Source organism: Desulfuribacillus stibiiarsenatis (assembly GCF_001742305.1).
Lineage (GTDB): Bacteria > Bacillota > Bacilli > Desulfuribacillales > Desulfuribacillaceae > Desulfuribacillus_A > Desulfuribacillus_A stibiiarsenatis.
The window spans coordinates 133,275-151,128 of record NZ_MJAT01000033.1; the positions used below are offsets into that span (position 1 = coordinate 133,275).

16 protein-coding genes are annotated in these 17,854 nt (G+C 36.0%); 3 read left to right on the top strand and 13 right to left on the bottom strand.

Annotated elements, in window-relative coordinates; all coding sequences use genetic code 11:
* Positions 1 to 59 precede the first annotated feature (59 nt).
* The gene (locus BHU72_RS09955) at positions 60 to 1,799 is read left to right on the top strand and encodes an ABC-F family ATP-binding cassette domain-containing protein (protein ID WP_069702484.1); all 1,740 of its coding nucleotides are present in this window, start codon (positions 60 to 62) and stop codon (positions 1,797 to 1,799) included.
* Positions 1,800 to 1,904: 105 nt separating this feature from the next.
* On the opposite strand, the gene BHU72_RS09960 is transcribed toward BHU72_RS09955, so the two are convergent.
* From BHU72_RS09960 to BHU72_RS09985, 7 genes are all read right to left on the bottom strand, one after another.
* Positions 1,905 to 2,669: an amino acid ABC transporter ATP-binding protein gene (locus BHU72_RS09960; RefSeq protein ID WP_069702485.1), complete on the bottom strand. Its 765-nt coding sequence runs from the start codon at positions 2,667 to 2,669 to the stop codon at positions 1,905 to 1,907.
* A 13-nt stretch (positions 2,670 to 2,682) separates the two neighbouring features.
* On the bottom strand, positions 2,683 to 3,354 hold the full coding sequence (locus BHU72_RS09965; RefSeq protein ID WP_069702486.1) for an amino acid ABC transporter permease: 672 nt from the start codon (positions 3,352 to 3,354) through the stop codon (positions 2,683 to 2,685).
* A gap of 34 nt (positions 3,355 to 3,388) precedes the next feature.
* On the bottom strand, positions 3,389 to 4,183 hold the full coding sequence (locus BHU72_RS09970; RefSeq protein ID WP_069702487.1) for an amino acid ABC transporter substrate-binding protein: 795 nt from the start codon (positions 4,181 to 4,183) through the stop codon (positions 3,389 to 3,391).
* Positions 4,184 to 4,260: 77 nt separating this feature from the next.
* A complete protein-coding gene (locus BHU72_RS09975; RefSeq protein WP_069702488.1) occupies positions 4,261 to 5,100 on the bottom strand; it encodes a pirin family protein in 840 nt (279 codons plus the stop codon).
* Between the two features lie 70 nt (positions 5,101 to 5,170).
* Complete coding sequence (locus tag BHU72_RS15885; RefSeq protein WP_176720456.1) at positions 5,171 to 5,317, bottom strand: hypothetical protein; 147 nt, start codon at positions 5,315 to 5,317, stop codon at positions 5,171 to 5,173.
* A 303-nt stretch (positions 5,318 to 5,620) separates the two neighbouring features.
* Positions 5,621 to 6,748: a carboxynorspermidine decarboxylase gene (gene nspC, locus BHU72_RS09980; RefSeq protein WP_069702489.1), complete on the bottom strand. Its 1,128-nt coding sequence runs from the start codon at positions 6,746 to 6,748 to the stop codon at positions 5,621 to 5,623.
* A 1-nt stretch (position 6,749) separates the two neighbouring features.
* Positions 6,750 to 7,949, bottom strand: a complete 1,200-nt coding sequence (locus BHU72_RS09985; RefSeq protein WP_069702490.1) for a saccharopine dehydrogenase family protein — start codon at positions 7,947 to 7,949, stop codon at positions 6,750 to 6,752.
* A 672-nt stretch (positions 7,950 to 8,621) separates the two neighbouring features.
* Between BHU72_RS09985 and BHU72_RS09990 the strand changes: the two genes are divergently transcribed.
* Positions 8,622 to 8,837, top strand: a complete 216-nt coding sequence (locus BHU72_RS09990) for a helix-turn-helix domain-containing protein (protein ID WP_069702491.1) — start codon at positions 8,622 to 8,624, stop codon at positions 8,835 to 8,837.
* A 21-nt stretch (positions 8,838 to 8,858) separates the two neighbouring features.
* Complete coding sequence (locus BHU72_RS09995) at positions 8,859 to 9,599, top strand: Fic family protein (protein WP_069702492.1); 741 nt, start codon at positions 8,859 to 8,861, stop codon at positions 9,597 to 9,599.
* Between the two features lie 50 nt (positions 9,600 to 9,649).
* Here BHU72_RS09995 and BHU72_RS10000 read toward each other — a convergent pair whose 3' ends face one another.
* The 6 genes from BHU72_RS10000 to BHU72_RS10025 form a co-directional block, all read right to left on the bottom strand.
* Positions 9,650 to 10,702, bottom strand: coding sequence for a virulence RhuM family protein (locus tag BHU72_RS10000; protein ID WP_069702493.1), 1,053 nt, complete (start codon positions 10,700 to 10,702; stop codon positions 9,650 to 9,652).
* 352 nt (positions 10,703 to 11,054) lie between these two features.
* Positions 11,055 to 11,918 (bottom strand): hypothetical protein, encoded by an 864-nt coding sequence (locus BHU72_RS10005; protein ID WP_069702494.1) that lies wholly within the window; start codon positions 11,916 to 11,918, stop codon positions 11,055 to 11,057.
* A gap of 450 nt (positions 11,919 to 12,368) precedes the next feature.
* Positions 12,369 to 13,829 (bottom strand): LlaJI family restriction endonuclease, encoded by a 1,461-nt coding sequence (locus tag BHU72_RS10010; RefSeq protein WP_069702495.1) that lies wholly within the window; start codon positions 13,827 to 13,829, stop codon positions 12,369 to 12,371.
* Positions 13,826 to 16,051, bottom strand: coding sequence for a 5-methylcytosine-specific restriction endonuclease subunit McrB (locus tag BHU72_RS10015; RefSeq protein ID WP_069702496.1), 2,226 nt, complete (start codon positions 16,049 to 16,051; stop codon positions 13,826 to 13,828). Before BHU72_RS10015 ends, BHU72_RS10010 begins: the two co-directional genes overlap by 4 nt.
* Complete coding sequence (locus tag BHU72_RS10020; RefSeq protein ID WP_069702497.1) at positions 16,020 to 17,126, bottom strand: DNA cytosine methyltransferase; 1,107 nt, start codon at positions 17,124 to 17,126, stop codon at positions 16,020 to 16,022. Before BHU72_RS10020 ends, BHU72_RS10015 begins: the two co-directional genes overlap by 32 nt.
* A complete protein-coding gene (locus BHU72_RS10025; protein WP_083248382.1) occupies positions 17,116 to 17,847 on the bottom strand; it encodes a DNA-methyltransferase in 732 nt (243 codons plus the stop codon). Before BHU72_RS10025 ends, BHU72_RS10020 begins: the two co-directional genes overlap by 11 nt.
* Positions 17,848 to 17,854 lie beyond the last annotated feature (7 nt).

The following is a 17,854-nucleotide window of genomic DNA, read 5'->3' on the forward strand; positions in this document are numbered from 1 at the left end:
AGTATATATTGAAGAGCGTATTCTATAGGCTCTTTTTTATCGATTAGCGAGGTAATAATATGATAAAAGTTGATAACTTATCTTACTCATTTCCACAGAAAGATCTATATACTAAGATTTCATTTACATTAGAAGATGGCCAACATTGTGCTTTTATAGGATCAAGTGGCAGTGGAAAAAGTACACTGGTCGATATCATTATGGATCCAGAAAGATATATGTTCGATGGAAAATTAGAGATTGAACCTAACTGTAGAATTGGATATGTAAGCCAATTTTCACAACTAGACAAAACAAAAGAAACTACAGTTTTCGAATATATAGGGGAAGAATTTATTAAGCTACAACATGAGATAGCATCTATTTGTACTGAAATGGAAACAGCTTCAGATTATGATGTTTTACTAGAAAAGTACAAACAAGCTTTGGACGCATTTGATGCTATCGGTGGAGATAACTTTGAAAGCAATATCGATAAGAAGCTACATCTTGCAAACCTCAACAAGAAGAAAAACCTAATGGTATCTGAACTTAGTGGTGGGGAGTTCAAACTGATTCAGGTCATTAAGGAAATGCTTAAAGATCCAGATTTAATGATTATGGATGAACCCGAAGTGTTTTTAGACTTCGAAAACCTTAATGCTCTTAAAAATCTAATTAATTCACACAAAGGCATATTGTTAGTTATTACGCACAACAGATATCTATTGAATCACTGTTTTAATAAAATCATACACCTTGAAAACATGGAGCTCCAAGAGTTTGATGGTAGATATATTGATTATAACCTTGCCTTACTTCAAAGCAAAATTGAGGCACAAGAATTAGCTATTGGTGATGATAATGAAATTGCGAGAAATGAAATCATAATCGATAAATTAAGATATATAACAACTTATAATTCTGAAGCTTCTAGAGGGAAAGCACTAAAAGCTAGAGTTAAAAATCAAGAAAGATTAGAAGCTCGTAGAATTAAAGCGCCATTTGTAGAAATAAAACAGCCAAATATCCGCTTATTTAATAATCATGAAATTGAAGAAAGCATTGCTTTAAAAGTTACAGATTACAGTGTTTCTTTTGATGAAATACTTCTAGAAAATATTAACTTTGAGATTAAATCTACTGATAAGGTAGCTCTTATTGGTTCAAATGGTACCGGGAAAACGACTTTACTTCGAGAAATCTTTAAAAACAATCAACCTTCTATTGAAGTAAATAAAGACATTAATATGGCTTATCTATCTCAACTTCAAAGCGAAATGCTAAATGAATCTCAAACAATACTTGATGAGTTCTTCGATGTAGGGTTCAAAACTACTGATGAGATAACATCATATATTTCAAACTACGGTTTCGACAATGAAATTATCAATCAAAAGATTGAATCTTTATCAAGTGGAGAAAAAAACATACTTCAATTAGCTAAAATTTCTGCTAGTAAAGCAAACATGTTACTTCTTGATGAACCGACAAGTCATTTAGACACCTATTCACAAATAGCACTGGAAAAAGCCCTAAAAGACTATAAAGGTGCAATTCTAATGGTTTCTCATGATTACTATTTTATAGTAAATTGTATGGATTATGTTTTAATCATTGAAGATAAGACGATTAGAAAAATGACAATGCGAAAATTCAGAAAGATGATTTATGCTAATCATTTTGATAGAGATTATTTAGAAATTGAAGAAAATAAAAAATCAGTTGAAACAAAAATAGAATTAGCTTTAAGGGATACTAATTATGAACTTGCGAAAGTTTTGACTGAAGAGTTAGAAGAGCTAATTAAGTTACTTTAAATTAACAGGAGATACAATTTAAAAAAGTATTTTAAACCTTAACCATTCCTTTGCACTTGCGAATATACACAAAAAGCAGTTCTCTGATGAGAACTGCTTTTTGTGTTATTTATTATCAAACCGTTTCAAAAATAGCTTCGTACGCTCATGCTGAGGATTATTCACTAGGTCTACCGCATTGCCTTGTTCTACGACAACGCCTTTATCCATAAATAGAATGTAATCAGCAACATCTCTAGCAAAGCTCATTTCATGAGTTACAATCACCATAGTCATATGCTTACTAGCTAACTCCCTGATAACAGCCAAAATTTCCCCTGTAAGTTCAGGATCTAGTGCACTCGTTGGCTCATCAAAAAAAAGTATATCAGGATTTTGTGCAAGGGCACGAGCAATGGATACGCGTTGTTGTTGACCACCCGAAAGCTGATATGGGTAGGTATCAGCTTTATCAGCTAGGCCCATCTGCTGCAATAAATGCATAGCAATTTCATTCGCTTGCTCTCTCGTCTGTTTGCCTACATTAATTGGTGCTTCCGTAATGTTACGAAGTACCGTAAAATGCGGAAATAGATTAAAATTCTGAAAAACGAGCCCAAAATATGAACGAATTTTTTTCAGTTGAGAGGAGTTTGCATAAACAGCTTTCCCGTTTGTATCGTTTACAACCATTGGTTCTCCCTTGTAATAGATAGAACCTGTATCAACTGTTTCAAGCATAGTTGCACAACGAAGTAATGTGGATTTCCCTGAGCCAGATGGACCAATTATCCCGACCACCTGTCCCTGGGATACTGTCATTGAAATATCTTTCAATACTTCGTTATCACCAAACGCTTTACCAATATTCTTCATTTCTAGCAAAGTCATAAATTGATAGCCCCTATTTATAAATATTCATCCGTTTTTCGAAACCTTCCATAATCCAAGCTACTACATAGTTCATGATATAGTAGAATGCACCAGCGACAACGAACGGCAGTACTGATGATTTAGCTGATGCGAGTGCCTTTGCGGCAGTAAACATTTCTCCAACAGATATCACCATCGCTAATGACGTGTCCTTAACTAACGTGATTACTTCATTCGTTATTGATGGCAGAATCCGTTTGATAACTTGTGGAAAGATAATCCGGAAGAATGTTTGGACCTTGTTAAAACCCAACACTTGTGCAGCTTCATATTGCCCACTAGGCATAGATTCTATGCCGCCTCGATAAATCTCAGCAAAATACGCTGTATAATTTAACACGAAACCTATAATAACAGCATAGAATCTATATTCGCCACTAATTGACACACCAAAAATATAATATGGTCCAAAATATACCACCATTAACTGTAGCATAAGTGGCGTGCCACGCATAATAGAGATATAAATCTTCATACTCCAGCGCAATATTTTATTTTTAGACATGCGCCCGAATGCTACCAATAAACCAAACGGTAGTGAAAACACAAGTGTAAGAATAAATATTTTGACTGTAGTCATTAGACCTACAGAAAGTTGACTGAATATCACAGCCAAATCATTTGAAATGATACCTTCTAACATAATGTTTCCACTCCTGTAACGCCTAAGCTGCTAATTATTTCCCGATAATTGTTATATCTTTACCAAACCATGATTCTGAGATTTCTGCAAGCTTACCATCAGCAGCCATCTCAAGAAGAGTTGCTTCAACTTTATCACGCAATTCAGTATTTCCTAGCTTAAATCCAACGCCAAATACTTCTGCGCCAACTGACTCATCTAGCACTTTATAGTTAGCACCTTTTTTCTCAATATTAAAACGCGCAACAATCTCATCCATAACAACTGCATCAACTGCACCAGACTCTAGTTCCATCAACGCATTTAAATTCGTTTGCGTTTTTACAAGATTACCAATAGAATCTTTCAATGCAACATTTCCTTCAATCGCAGTAAGTGCACTAGAATCATCTTGTACAGCTACAGATTTGCCTGCGACATCAGCCAGTGTTGTAATATCAGAATTCTTTAGTACTACAACAACTTGGTTATTTTCCATATATGGTTGAGTCCAAGTATATTCGCTTTTACGTGCTTCAGTTATAGTAAATCCATTCCAAACGACATCGACGTTACCAGATTCAAGCTCCATATCCTTAGCTGACCAAGAGATAGGTTGAAGCTTTAATGTATAGCCTAAGCGATCTGCAACTTCTTTCGCAAGGTCTAAATCGAAACCAACAAAAGAACCATCATCAGCAACGTACCCCATTGGAGGAAACTCTTTGTCAAATCCAACTATAAAAGTATCCTTAACTTCATTACCGCTTTTACTGCTATTTCCACCACAAGCTGTTAATACTGTTACTGCTAAGACTAATGATAAAATCAAAATTAAATACTTTTTCATTTTCCATCCCCCATTTTCTATTAAATAAATGTTCTTCTCTAAGTTACCATTTTAATATATTAGCCTACTAAAGTAAACTAGTAAGAGATGCTGTTTTGCAAAAACGTGCCTTTTTTCAAATCGTCAAAAGCTTTATCCAATTCTTCCTTAGTATTCATGACTATAGGACCACCCCAAACTACTGGTTCCGCTAGGAGTTTCGAACTTATATATAACACTTGGGCACTTTTATCCGTAGCCATTATCTCAACATGGTCGCCGGAGGTAAGTTTTACCGCTGTCTTTTCTTTTATCAACTCTCCACCTACATATGCGTCCCCTAATAAGGTAAACACCATGACGGAGCGCTCTCCTTCTGTATTTAAGACCATAGGTGAATGCGGGTTTAGGTGTATGTCGTAATAATCCAGCGGAAGATATTTGCTCACATATCCTTTTCTTCCCTCATATTCGCCAGCGAGCAATCTCAGCTTGCCGTTCTCCAGCTCAATTTCTTCAATTTCAGAGTTCTTGATACTGCGATAAGCCGGCGGAGCCATTTTGTCCTTTGCCGGAAGATTAAGCCAAAACTGCACTCCAAGCAATCTTGTGGATGCCGGTATTTTTTCTTCATGTAAAATACCAGAACCAGCTGTCATCCATTGGACTTCTCCTTCTCCAATTGTATCCTCATTACCCAGGCTATCTCTATGTGTCATATATCCACGATACACATAACTGATAGTTTCGATTCCTCTGTGAGGGTGCATGGGAAATCCCGCAGTGTAATCATCGGGATTGGTACTGTCAAAGGAATCGAGCATTAAAATCGGATCGTATTCCTGAATAGTTCTGTTCCCCAAAACTCTGACTAAATTCACTCCTGCACCATCTTGTGTTCTATAGCCTCTTACCTGTTGCTTAATTTTTCTCTCCATGTTACCCTCCTCCATTCATCTTTAGAATAATCCATAATATAATTATGCTCCAACCATACCTTTATTTTCTTCATGAGTTTTCTCCTAATTTACCAAAGGTTTCATTCAATTGACGGCCAGCTTCTTGAGTAATGGCCTCGAATACAATCGACGACTTCCCTGACCAGGATACTCCAGTAACAATTGTTCTTTTAAGTTCAGTTATCGTCTCAAACACGTCTTATTTGCTTTCTTTATTATACTATTATTTTTTTCAACTACCAATATTTACACCTGGTGTAGCACTATTCTTCGTGTAACCAGTGATCTCATACTTTGATAAGCTTTTTAGCTGTGCATTCTCTCCTTGCTAAAGAAAGAAGAACGCCATGCATAGAATGAAAGACGGGAGAAAAAAAGAATACATCCGCTTAAAATGAAAACCAGACTCTAAAGTGAACTGATGCCTCCAAAGTAGACAGTCTAATTAAAATTAGACCAATATACTTGGAGGCATCATATCAAAGAGCCTGGTTATTTATTAAGACAATCTCATCTTGAAATCTTGATATCCAAATTGTTGGACGATTTGACATTCGCCATCTTTATCTTGAAGTGCGATCGCAGGTAAAGGCATACCATTAAAGGTCGTGTTCTTAACCATTGAGTAAATAGCCATATCTCCAAACACTAATCGATCGCCAGGTTTTAACGGCTCATCAAAGGAATAATCCCCTATGACATCACCTGCTAGGCAGGTTTGACCACCTAGACGATACGTATAAGGTTTCTCACCTGCTTCTCCAGAACCAAAAAGAGGAGGGCGGTAAGGCATCTCTAATACATCTGGCATATGACAAGATGCGGACGTATCAAGGATAGCGATATCGATTCCATTGATATGATTATCAAGAACAGTAGTGACTAAATACCCTGCATTGAGTGCAACCGCTTCACCAGGCTCAAGGTATACGCTTAAGCCATATTTTTCTTGCATTCTTTTAATGCAGCTTTCTAATCGAGGAATATCATAATCTTCTCTAGTAATGTGATGACCACCACCAAAGTTGATCCATTCCATTTGTGATAGCCAAGGGCCGAACTTTTCTTCTACTGCATTTAGTGTTTTTTCTAAGTCGTCTGAGTTTTGCTGACATAATGTGTGAAAATGCAATCCAGAAATGCCTTCTAGCAAATCAGGGCGAAAATGTTCTATTGTTACACCAAAACGTGATCCAGGAGAGCAAGGATTGTATATGGCATGACCAATCTGTGTAGAGCATTCAGGATTAATTCGTAATCCCATTTTCTTACCAGCTTTCATAACCTTATCTTTAAATCTTTCGATTTGAGAAAATGAGTTAAAGATAATATGGTCACAAATGGATATAATCTCATCTATCTCGTCATCACGGTATGCAGGAGCAAAGACATGATTTTCTTTTCCCATTTCCTCATATCCAAGACGAGCTTCATAGAGACCACTAGCAGTTGTACCCGTTAAATACTCTCCAATGAGCGGATACATTTTATACATAGAAAAAGCTTTTTGAGCTAAAACAATTTTGCATCCTGTACGGTCCATGACCCCACGCAGGATTCTTAAATTTTTCTCTAATAGGGCCTCATCTACTACATAGCACGGGGTAGGTAACTCTGTAAATTTCATCTTAGTCTACAAGCTCCGGATCAAAGCTTTCTTTCCATGGTAATCCCCATTTATTCAGTGCTTCCATAAATGGATCTGGATCGAACTCTTCAATATTATAAACACCTTTTTTATCCCATGTTCCTGTCATTAACATCATGGCACCAATCATTGCGGGAACTCCTGTTGTATATGCTACCGCTTGAGAGCCCACCTCTTCGTAGCACTTTTCGTGAACACAAACGTTATATACATAGTAGGTCTTGTCTTGTCCATTCTTTTTACCACGGAAGATACAACCTATATTCGTTTTCCCTTTTGTACGTGGTCCTAATGAAGAAGGATCTGGTAATACTGCTTTTAAGAATTGTAATGGTACAATTTGCTTACCTTCAAATTCAATTGGCTCAATGGAAGTCATTCCAACGTTTTCAAGACATTTTAAGTGCGTAAGATAGCTTTGTCCAAAGGTCATAAAGAAGCGAATACGTTTTAATCCAGGCATATTTACCGCAAGGGATTCAAGCTCTTCATGGTAAAGAAGGTACATATCTTTTTCCCCTACTTCAGGGAAGTTATATGTTCTTTTAATTTCCATTGGCTTCGTTTCAATCCACTCGCCATTTTCCCAGTATCTTCCGTTCGCTGATACTTCACGAATATTAATTTCTGGATTGAAATTGGTTGCAAAAGGATATCCATGATCTCCAGCATTACAATCAAGAATGTCAATATACTCTATTTCATCAAAGTAGTGCTTAAGTGCGTAAGCAGAGAATACTCCTGTTACACCAGGGTCAAAGCCGCTACCAAGAAGAGCAGTAATACCAGCTTCTTCAAAACGCTGACGGTAATCCCATTGCCATTTATATTCAAATTTTGCCGTATCCTCTGGCTCATAATTTGCAGTATCTAAGTAATTTGTTTTTGTTGCTAAACAAGCATCCATTATCGTTAAATCTTGATAAGGTAGAGCTAAATTCATAACAAGATCAGGCTTGACTTGTTCAATTAAAGCAATTAACTCATCTACATTATCTGCATCTACTTGTGCAGTTGTAATTTTAGTTTTTCCGCCGTCTAATTTTTCTTTTAAGGCATCGCATTTTGATTTCGTACGACTAGCAATGCAGATTTCTTCGAATACTTCACTATTTTGAACACACTTGTGAATAGCTACTGATCCTACTCCGCCACAACCAATAATAAGTGCTTTTCCCATTTCACATGTCTCCTAACCATTTAATTTTTTAGCTGAGCAAAACAACCCGAAAAACAACAAAAAAGCAGGTGTAAACGCATAATCGCGCACAACACTTGCTTTTGATATAATCCATTAATATTAATTATAAGCACACTTTAACCGCAGTCATAACTAAACAATACAGTATAGTCCCATGACCTATGTAAATAGCTTTTTAATATTCAGATATATCGTACTATCATCAGAGTCTATATAGCAAATAATTACTTTTACCACTCTTATTGATCGTTTCACAAGTTGATGTGCAATGCACCGGTTATAAAGTAACCAACTTATAAAATTTGAGCTTTTAACTCAATCAATAAAGCAACTAAAGTTGCCGATCGGCATTTGACCCGGCTGTCCGTATGGCCTTAACCTCATGAAGAAGTGGTCATAATTATCTGCGTGGAAAGACTCAAGTAGATATATTGAATAGTAGCTTTCCAATTAACGCTTCTTTATTCTATCAGTATATACATGAATCTACAATAGGCAAATTAAAATTTTTCGCAAATTTCGACATGACATTCTTTCTCATCCAGGATTCTCAGAATATATTTTAAACAAATACATTAAAAAATTAAACGCTATCATTGTAATCGTAAACATTATCATTTATAATTTCATTAAAGATTAAGGAGGTTTTCCATGTCTGTATCTGAACAACTAAAAATTTTATGCGTAAAACTTGACGTCAGCGTTTCAGAGCTTGGTCGCATGGCCGGAAAAAGCCCGCAAGCATTCAGCCAGAAGTTAAAAAGAGAGAGTTTTACAGTTGATGAGCTTAAACACATCGCCGAGGCGACAGGCTGTAAATATGAAGGCTCCTTTGTTATGCTTAATGGCGAAAGGGTAACATACTAAATGGTGAAGTGAGGGTCTACAATGAACATTTATGATAAAATTGACCAGCTAAAGTCATTAATTGATATACATCGGCCGTTTGAGGGTGAGCTCCTGAATGGAATAAAAGCCTATTATCGCATAGGGCTTACATGGTCGAGCAATGCCATAGAGGGGAATACACTTACCGAAAGTGAAACTAAGGTTCTTCTAGAGGATGGATTAACTGTCGGAGGCAAACCGCTCCGCGATACTTTTGAGGCCCTTGGTCATGCCCAAGCATACGACTTCATGTTTACGTTGCTGAATAGCCGCCAGATCACTGAAACCGACACCATGACTATGCACCGGATGTTCTATAAGGACATAGATGCCGAGACAGCTGGGCAGTATCGTACCCGACCTGTTATCATAACTGGTTCTAAATTTGCCGTTACTAAAGTTGAGAAAATTCAAGAGGAGATGGAGAAGTTATTCCAGTGGGTGCTTAAGGAGCGAGACAGACACCACCCTGTAGAGTTTGCAGCTCAACTTCATAAGAAGTTTGTATTTATTCACCCTTTTATTGATGGCAACGGAAGGATATCACGACTGTTAATGAATACGGCACTTATTCAGGATGGATATATGATGGCTGTAATTCCGCCAATCCTGCGACAAGAGTATATCAGTTTACTGGAACGAGCTCACAAGGATGATAGGCCTTTTATGGACTTTATAGCAGAGCGTGTGCTAGAGTCCGAGAAAGAGATAATTCGCTTGCTTCATATTACCCTTCCCTAAAATATACCCACTCAACATATCCCTTTATAAAAAGATATGCTGAGAGGGTTTTATTCTTTCTCATCCATGTTCTTTGCTTTCTCTGCAAATTCTAGTAGAAACTTGTCATAGTCAGACATGAAAATCCTATCTTGAATGATGCGATACTTTTCAAATTCACTTTCGGCATGTAATTTTGCTATTTCTGCTGTTACTTTTCCTGCATCTTTCAGTAAACCATATTGGAACATTTCAATAAAGGCATTCAACCGCGTTTCCCAATCTTGCATGGTTAAGGGAATTTTTCGTTCGGCCATGTTTTCAGCAAAATCTAAGTATGAGCTTACCATACGATGTAATTGATTCAATTCAAATTCGGACAAATAGTTTTTAGCAACCGTAACATCAGTAATTTTAATTTTTCCATCGGGGGCATCTTGCCAAGTAGTTAGTCCCATATGCTCTTTTTCGCTATTTGCTCTGCCAACGATAAGTTCCGCAGCAGTATGCCCGTGAACTGCGAAGTGCATTTTATTCTGTACCGTTGCGTAAAAACGTTTTGTAGATTTTGCGTTTTTATCATAATCAATTGCCGTTGCATATAAGTCAGTTATTTTTTGATAAAACTTTCGCTCACTGGCGCGAATTTCTCTTATCCTTGCTAACTGCTCCTCGAAATATTTGTCAGTTATGTATGATCCACTTTTTAATCGTTCATCATCCATAACCCAACCTTTAATCGTGTAATCCTTTACAATCTGATTCGCCCATTTACGGAATTGGACAGCACGTTCATTATTCACTTTAAAACCCACAGCAATAACCATCTGCAAGTTATAGTGATTAGTATCGTAGGTTTTACCATCAGCAGCAGTTATTCGAAATTTTCGAATAACTGAACTCTCCTCTTGTTCCGAGTCGACAAATATCTTTTTGATATGGTAGTTAATTGTATGTGTTTCCACATCATACAGAGTAGCCATAATTTTTTGTGTCAGCCATATATTTTCATCCTCATATCGCATTTCAAAGTTGTCTTGATTTTCTCCCATTGAAGCGACAAAAGTCAGATACTCTGCGGCTGAACTACGGATTGTAATCTCATTTTTCTTTTTCTTTAGCATATTCTCTAGTCTCCTATAACTCACTTACTCATGGATGGAATTGAGCAATTTCAATACTGTATTTGATATCAGCCGCACATAACGAGTGTTTTTAAAGTGCTTGCTTACTAAAAAAATAACCCGTACAGAAATGGATTTATTATAATAAAACGGCCCACCTTGGGACACGTTGTTAAGAGGTGCAGGCGGGATTTGTTATAATATTATACTAAAAATAATCAGTTATTACTGCTTTTTCATCTGCTGGTATTTCCTCTATATGGAGTATAGTCTTTTTTGAACGGATTAGATATGGTGGTAGAGCAAAATATAAGGACTAAATATCCATGGCCCAATTTGAAAATCTGCTAGCTTAATAGTGCTGGTCAGTAAAAGTGTAGTAAGCCGCAATAGAAAGTAATGTTCTTTGATTCACTTCAAAGTCTTCCCCATAAAAAACAGATAACATAAAGCTATTTTCCAGAGAAGATCTCCATACCTCACCAATACCACTGAATACAGCATTTTCATTTTCTAGCACATATCGCCTTAAATGATTAAACAAACCTAAGTAATTTGGACTGTTTGCCATAAAAGCTTCCTGGAATTTAATACGTATTTCAGAATTATTTTGACTTACAATAATAGTAGCTGTTTTATCATCATGAAGTATTACTTCTTTAACAATACCCATAATTAGTCTGGGTGTGTTTTCATCGGTTTCCTTTAACATATCTACTGTTCTTTTTGGTAGATTTGGACCCCTTAAACCTTTTCGCGCAATTTCAGCTTCTTCGGTACCGCCAGATAACACTAAACTTACTGATGGTTTTTTTCTTTTTGTAACCGTTGTAGGATTATTCTTCTTATTTTTTTTATCCTCCCTAATCCGAGCTTTTTCTTCTTCTGTCATATTATATAATAGGTAAGCCTCTCTTAACGCCCTCTTTTTTCTTTCCTCTGATAATTCAACATTAATAAAATTAGTGGTATCTGTTCCGACTCTTCCTTTAATTCGTTCAAACTGATATATACATTTTTCAATATGGTCATCTTTATTCCACGTTTTGAAATACTTTCTCGAACCTCCACTAAAGATAACCCTTGCCACGCAACTTTCAGTCGGACAAAATAAAAAACCTTTAAGCTTATTATTATACAGCTTTGAATCAACTTGATTAAGAAAATATTCAGCTTTTTCTTCACCGTTAATATATCTCGCTGACTTAATAGACATTTTTTCATCACCTCGAACACCATGAAAGTTTTAAGCTATGTAATACATGTATTATCTTCTCTCTTCTGCCTTTGTTACTCTAATAAGTTTAGGCACACTCCTTTTTACAAATTTTTACTAATATAAATTTATTTCGACGCCATTAGCAGAAACCCTTGTTCGAAAATCGTCATATTTTGTCGATTGAAATAAATATTTTCATAAAAATCCTTTGCATATGGATGTGACCCTAAAAAGTTAGAGTTTTATATTAGGTAGCTAATTGGCTGGTGTAAATTTGGCATTTTACTGGACTCATACCTGCCAATTTTTGCCGCATACGCTTGTTGTTAGAATAATCAATAAATTTAGCTATAAATAAACACCCCAAAAGTCAGTTTTTACTCTAACTTTTGGGGTGCATTACACTACTGGGATGGCAATTCTCCTGCCATACTCCCCAAATCCACTTTATAAATGAAGTATACCTATATCCATTTTTTCACTTGCTAAATAGTACGAGTATATCAATGCTGCGGGCAACTGTCTTATTTGTATATTCTGTAAACCGAGAGCATCTAACATTTCTATATTGACGTATCCTTTATTAATAATGCTATGTTGTTCGGTTGGCATCAAAAAGCAATTTTTAACATCTTGAATTCCATGATCATTAACAAATTTTTTATATGCCAACTGATATAGGTACTGCTTTGTAATATCACCAATTCCAGGTTGTCCACGCAGTTCTTTTCCATGCTCAAGTTGAATATTATAATACTTAGCATCAAATATAATGAACTGATGTGAGTTATTCATCTTATGGATTGACACAAGGTCTGGAACGAGGGTATCCCTAGCGGTCTTTTGAAATTCAGAACTATCTTGCTTATAACCATTCCACTTTGGCTTTTCTATTAATGAAATGAGTAGGTCATAAGGATTATATCCGTCAGTTAAAGAAATAGACAGTGAACCGAGTGGAGTCTGTAATTGATTGTCTAGTACTTCCGCACACACCTTTTCCCATACTAGATTAAAACTGTTTGTACCAAACATAGTGAAACAATCAATTTCTGTAAGAACGCTACAATGTGCAACATAAGCATATAACGTCTTTAGTAATAACTGCTTTCTTGTATTAAACTGCAAATTCAATTCATTTTGTATGCGGTAAAGTATATAGTTTGTTTCTCCAAAGTCATCTAGTTCTTCATCAGACATTCCAACTGGTAGGATATCAAACAAATCCAGCAAATCTGCATCTTGTAGTTCTCTAGAGCAAATACTTACAATTGATTCATGAAGCCTTTTAAAGTAATCAAAATCATCATTAATACATTTTTGTGTAAACAGTTCTGTGTAATATGGTCGATTGTTACAGAGATAAGTAAAAGTCTCATTTATCGTCTTGTCCCACAGTATTTCACCAGAACCATTAGTTTCAATTATATTTTTTATATTCGTATATGCACCATTTTCGTAATAGTCATGTAGCAAGAAAATCATAACAGCAAGTAAGTTGAAAGCACTGCTTTCACTATTATCATTATACATACGAATGATTTGCTCTTTGGCATTATACTTTTCAAGAACCTTTATTATTATTTTTAACTCTGTTAAAGGCTCATTATTAGATAAGATATATTTAGGATAGCATTTTAATACACAACCCCAAACAGTTATTACACCAACGAAAGTAAACACATAAAGGTATTCGTTCTCACCAATCTCTACATCTGCAACTTCAATATCTTCGTCCATAAGATCTGACATATTTTTTTGAGAATCCGTTGCTTTAACAGCCTTTAGAACACCAAACTCTTTCAAGCGCTTAATAATACCTACCGTTTTTTCTTCCGAACATTGAAAGATGCCCTGTAATTCAGCTTGATTGTATCTTTTCTGTTCTCGGACAAACTTCGATATCATTCCGCACCGTCCTCCGTAATGTTAATTGCAGGAGCAGGAGCAGGAAATTTATTACTGATATTTTTGGCAAAGATAAATATACCCTTATCCTCAAACTCTTTACAAATAGAAGAGTATTTCGTCTTATCATTACAACCATCAAAAAGAGTCTGGCGTTTTTGCTTTGCTGCGTCATCAAATAGATACATGATAACTTTGCTCTTAAATGTGGCAATAAACTTTTGTGGGTCAATAGGCTCAGTTTCAGGAACGATTTTCTTTGACAGGAAATAAGGGCCAAGCAACTTATCCTCATTCAACTTATATGAAAGAAGTTCAGTATTTATTGCTTTACGCAATTCATTCCACTCAACGATTCTCTTGTTTACACCTTTACCAAGTTCAACAGTTTTACCTGCTATTTTTTCTTCGCTATCATCAATACCTAAATAAGTGAAGTCCCATCTACGTTTGAATGCAGTATCCATCGGGAATACGCCTTGGTCAGCACTATTCATAGTTGCCCAGATAAACATATTATCTGGGATTTTGATTTCAGAATACTCTTGTGGCTTTCCACCTAATTCTTTAGCAAGATATTTTTTAATGTCCTCAGATGTCTGAATAGCATATTCACTGACATTATCCTCATCACGGTCTAATAACTGGAATATATCACCAAATACAGCTGCAACATTCGATCTGTTGATTTCTTCAACAATTAATAAATATGGCTTAGGATTTTCTGACTTAGCATTTTTAAGTGCTTTAACATACGTCCTCATAAATGGGCCAGGAACGTATTCATATGCAATTTCACTAGCAGGCCTATTATTTGAAATCAGATTTACATATGGCCTAATCGCACGACCATGATTTCGTTCAACGCTATTATCACCACTAGCATCAGAGCCATCTTTTTTCTTAGTTTTAAACTTGTCATCATTATATAGCCCTAGCAAAAGTGGTAAGCGAGTTAAATCGCCATCTTTAAATTTGTCATATAGCAAATTATATTTTTCTTGAGCCGTTTTATCATCCAATAGAACTGTTAAAACATCCCTCTCATCTTCGCTTCCAATCAGATTCTCTACTGCATCCACCACCATCGTAGGCTTGTAAGTTCCCACAAAGTTAGCATACGAATAGTCGGGATGGAAAGTCACACGTTCGTACTCGCCACCATTTTCAAACAAGATATCCTTATCTCGATTTAAAGTATAACTTTTGCCTGTTCCGGGAGCACCAAAGATAATTCTATTATGGTGGAATTTATCAGTTTGATATCCTGTTTTAAATTTTATGGATTCGGCACTAGAAGGATTAGTAAGATAGTTGCCATTGGATTCATGTACCGTATCTGCTCTACCCTGTACTTCTTCATACTCGTCAATTCCTACAATTTTTGTAGTACTTAGAGACAGGAATGTAGAAACACGTTTTTGATAATCGGCAAGTCTTAGATCTGGATCGTTTGAATAAGTAACTGTTCCACGCGAATAATTCAAATATGGATTAGTTCCATCACTTAGCGAGGTTTTCAGAACTCGTAATGAACCCTTGGCTTCTTTATCACCATTAATGTCTACTGGTGCGGTGGTAGTTAAAAGTTTACGATAGATGCTATCTTGATTAAAAATTACATCTTGACCGCTATCATCAAGTTTAAATACTGCTGTTTCTGACATAGCCGTTAATACGGACTTAAGTAATTTATCTTCACGTTCACTTGTGGCAACATTCAATCCTAACCAATTAAGCAAAACTTCCTTATACTTCTCCTCTGTCACAGCCATAGCGACATCAATAATATCCATATTCAAAGTAAAATGTATCTCTTTTGGATATCTCACACCGCCTGTTCTCTCAGAACTAACAGGCTTAGTATTATCCTGAAAAACAATTTCCCCCAATTTCCAATACAGTTCAAACGCTACAATTAGAGCTTCCATTTGCGATTTTAATAGTTGATTGTTATTCACTGTTTGGCGAAATTGATCATCCGAAACGCCATGAGCACTATACACTGGCGAAGAGTATGCAACAAGCTTATTCATGAGTTCATCCGAAATACGAATTGACTCACCATCTTGAACCGAATACTTTACTTCTGCCGGACGTCCTTCACTCTTCCAAATCAAAATAAAAAGGGCAAGTGTCGCTTTAACATTGGGCAAAGACGACTTAATGCCAAGTTTTAAATCTATATCTTTATAAATTAACATGTTTCCTGGCCTTTGCATATGTAGTATCCTCCTTATAGACTTCTATATCCTTCATAATTACCCGAGCAATGGCTTTAGCCAATGAAGGTGGAACAGCATTTCCTACCTGCTTCATTTGAGATCCTTTAGTACCAACAAAGCGAAAAGAGTCTGGGAAAGACTGTATGCGAGCCGCTTCACGAACAGTAATTGCACGATTCAAAAAAGGATGTGTAAACTTTCCTGATGATGGAGTATCAAACCGTGTCGTAATGGTAACAGATATTTCATTTTTTTTCATACGGGTCCAAGTACCACTATAAATAGATTTTGTTAAGTGCTCTTCTGGAAGAACTTCCTTGCCACTATTTGGTGGAATCAATGACAACCTTTCTAAAGCTAAAGCAGAATGATTAGTTGCAACGTGATTATATAAAATAGTTGATTCTTTTCTCAAAGTTTCTTGATAAGAACTTTGTGGCGGGTTTCTGTATTCTTGTTTTTCAGATCCCTCACCAGAATTCAAGTAAGCTAAATCACTTATTGCATCCCATATTGTTACTTTACCTTCTTGTGGTTTTGGAAGTGAAGGAGCAACATCTCCTTGCTTACCAATAATTATCGCACGTTTTCTATTTTGTGGCACTCCATAATCTGAAGCATTCAACATTCCCATGTTTAATTCGTAACCCATGTCATTAAAGATTTGCTCTAGTTCATTCTTAAAATAACCGCGTTCAGCAGTAAGTAAATTAGGGACATTTTCCATTACAAAGTACTTTGGACGTACTTTCTCAACAACTCTCACAAAAGATTTAAAAAGGAAATTACGTTCATCTTGAATTGTTTTTCTCTGACCCTTTTGAGAAAACCCTTGACATGGTGGCCCTCCGATAATGACATCTATTTCCCCTAAATACCTTGAAAATGTTTTTTCAAAATCTACAGTTGTTATATCGGCCACTAGCATATCCGTATTAGGATGGTTTATTTTATAAGCATCTGCTATTGAGAAATCATACTCATTCGCAAATACTACATCAAATCCCATCTGTTCAAATCCCAAAGACATTCCTCCAACACCAGCAAATAAATCGATTACTTTAGGCTTCATTTGGCACCGCCTCAATACGCTTAGATGCTGCATTAAAATAATCTTTATCTAACTCAATTCCTATAAAGTTTCTATTATGTCTTTTCGCAGCTACTCCAGTTGTGCCGCTTCCCATAAATGGGTCTAAGACAGTATCACCCTCAACAGATAAAATTTCCACAAAATGTTCCATTAATTGTTCCGGCTTTTGAGTAGGGTGCTTACCATATTTTTTCTCCCCATTTGGTGTAATTGAGGTTTCTATAAAATCATGTATTAAACGCCCCTCGTTATTAAATGTACCTGTACGTGTCCTATATGTGAAGTATAACCATACTTCAGTTGAATTGACAAAATGGAGGTTCATATTTCGTGGCATTGGATTTAACTTATGCCAAATACCTGTAGTCTTATAATAAAATCCACTTTTTTCTGCAAGCCTAATCAACGTTTCAACTTTAATAATTGCCATGAAAACGATCATGGAACCACCTTTTTTTAATACCCTAGCAGACTCCATAAAAAGGTTGTCCATTGATTTTTGCCAATCATCAAAATCAAGGTCATCCCAACCAGCTGCTCCAAAAAAATTTTCTCTCATTTTCACAAGATTAGTATCTCTATTTTTCATAAAATTCCCTAAATTATATGGGGGATCGGTTATTATCAAATCAACTGATGCATCGTCTAGTTGCTTCATCGTTTCGATACAATCACCGTTGTGTAAACGTATTTCTGCCATAAAGCTC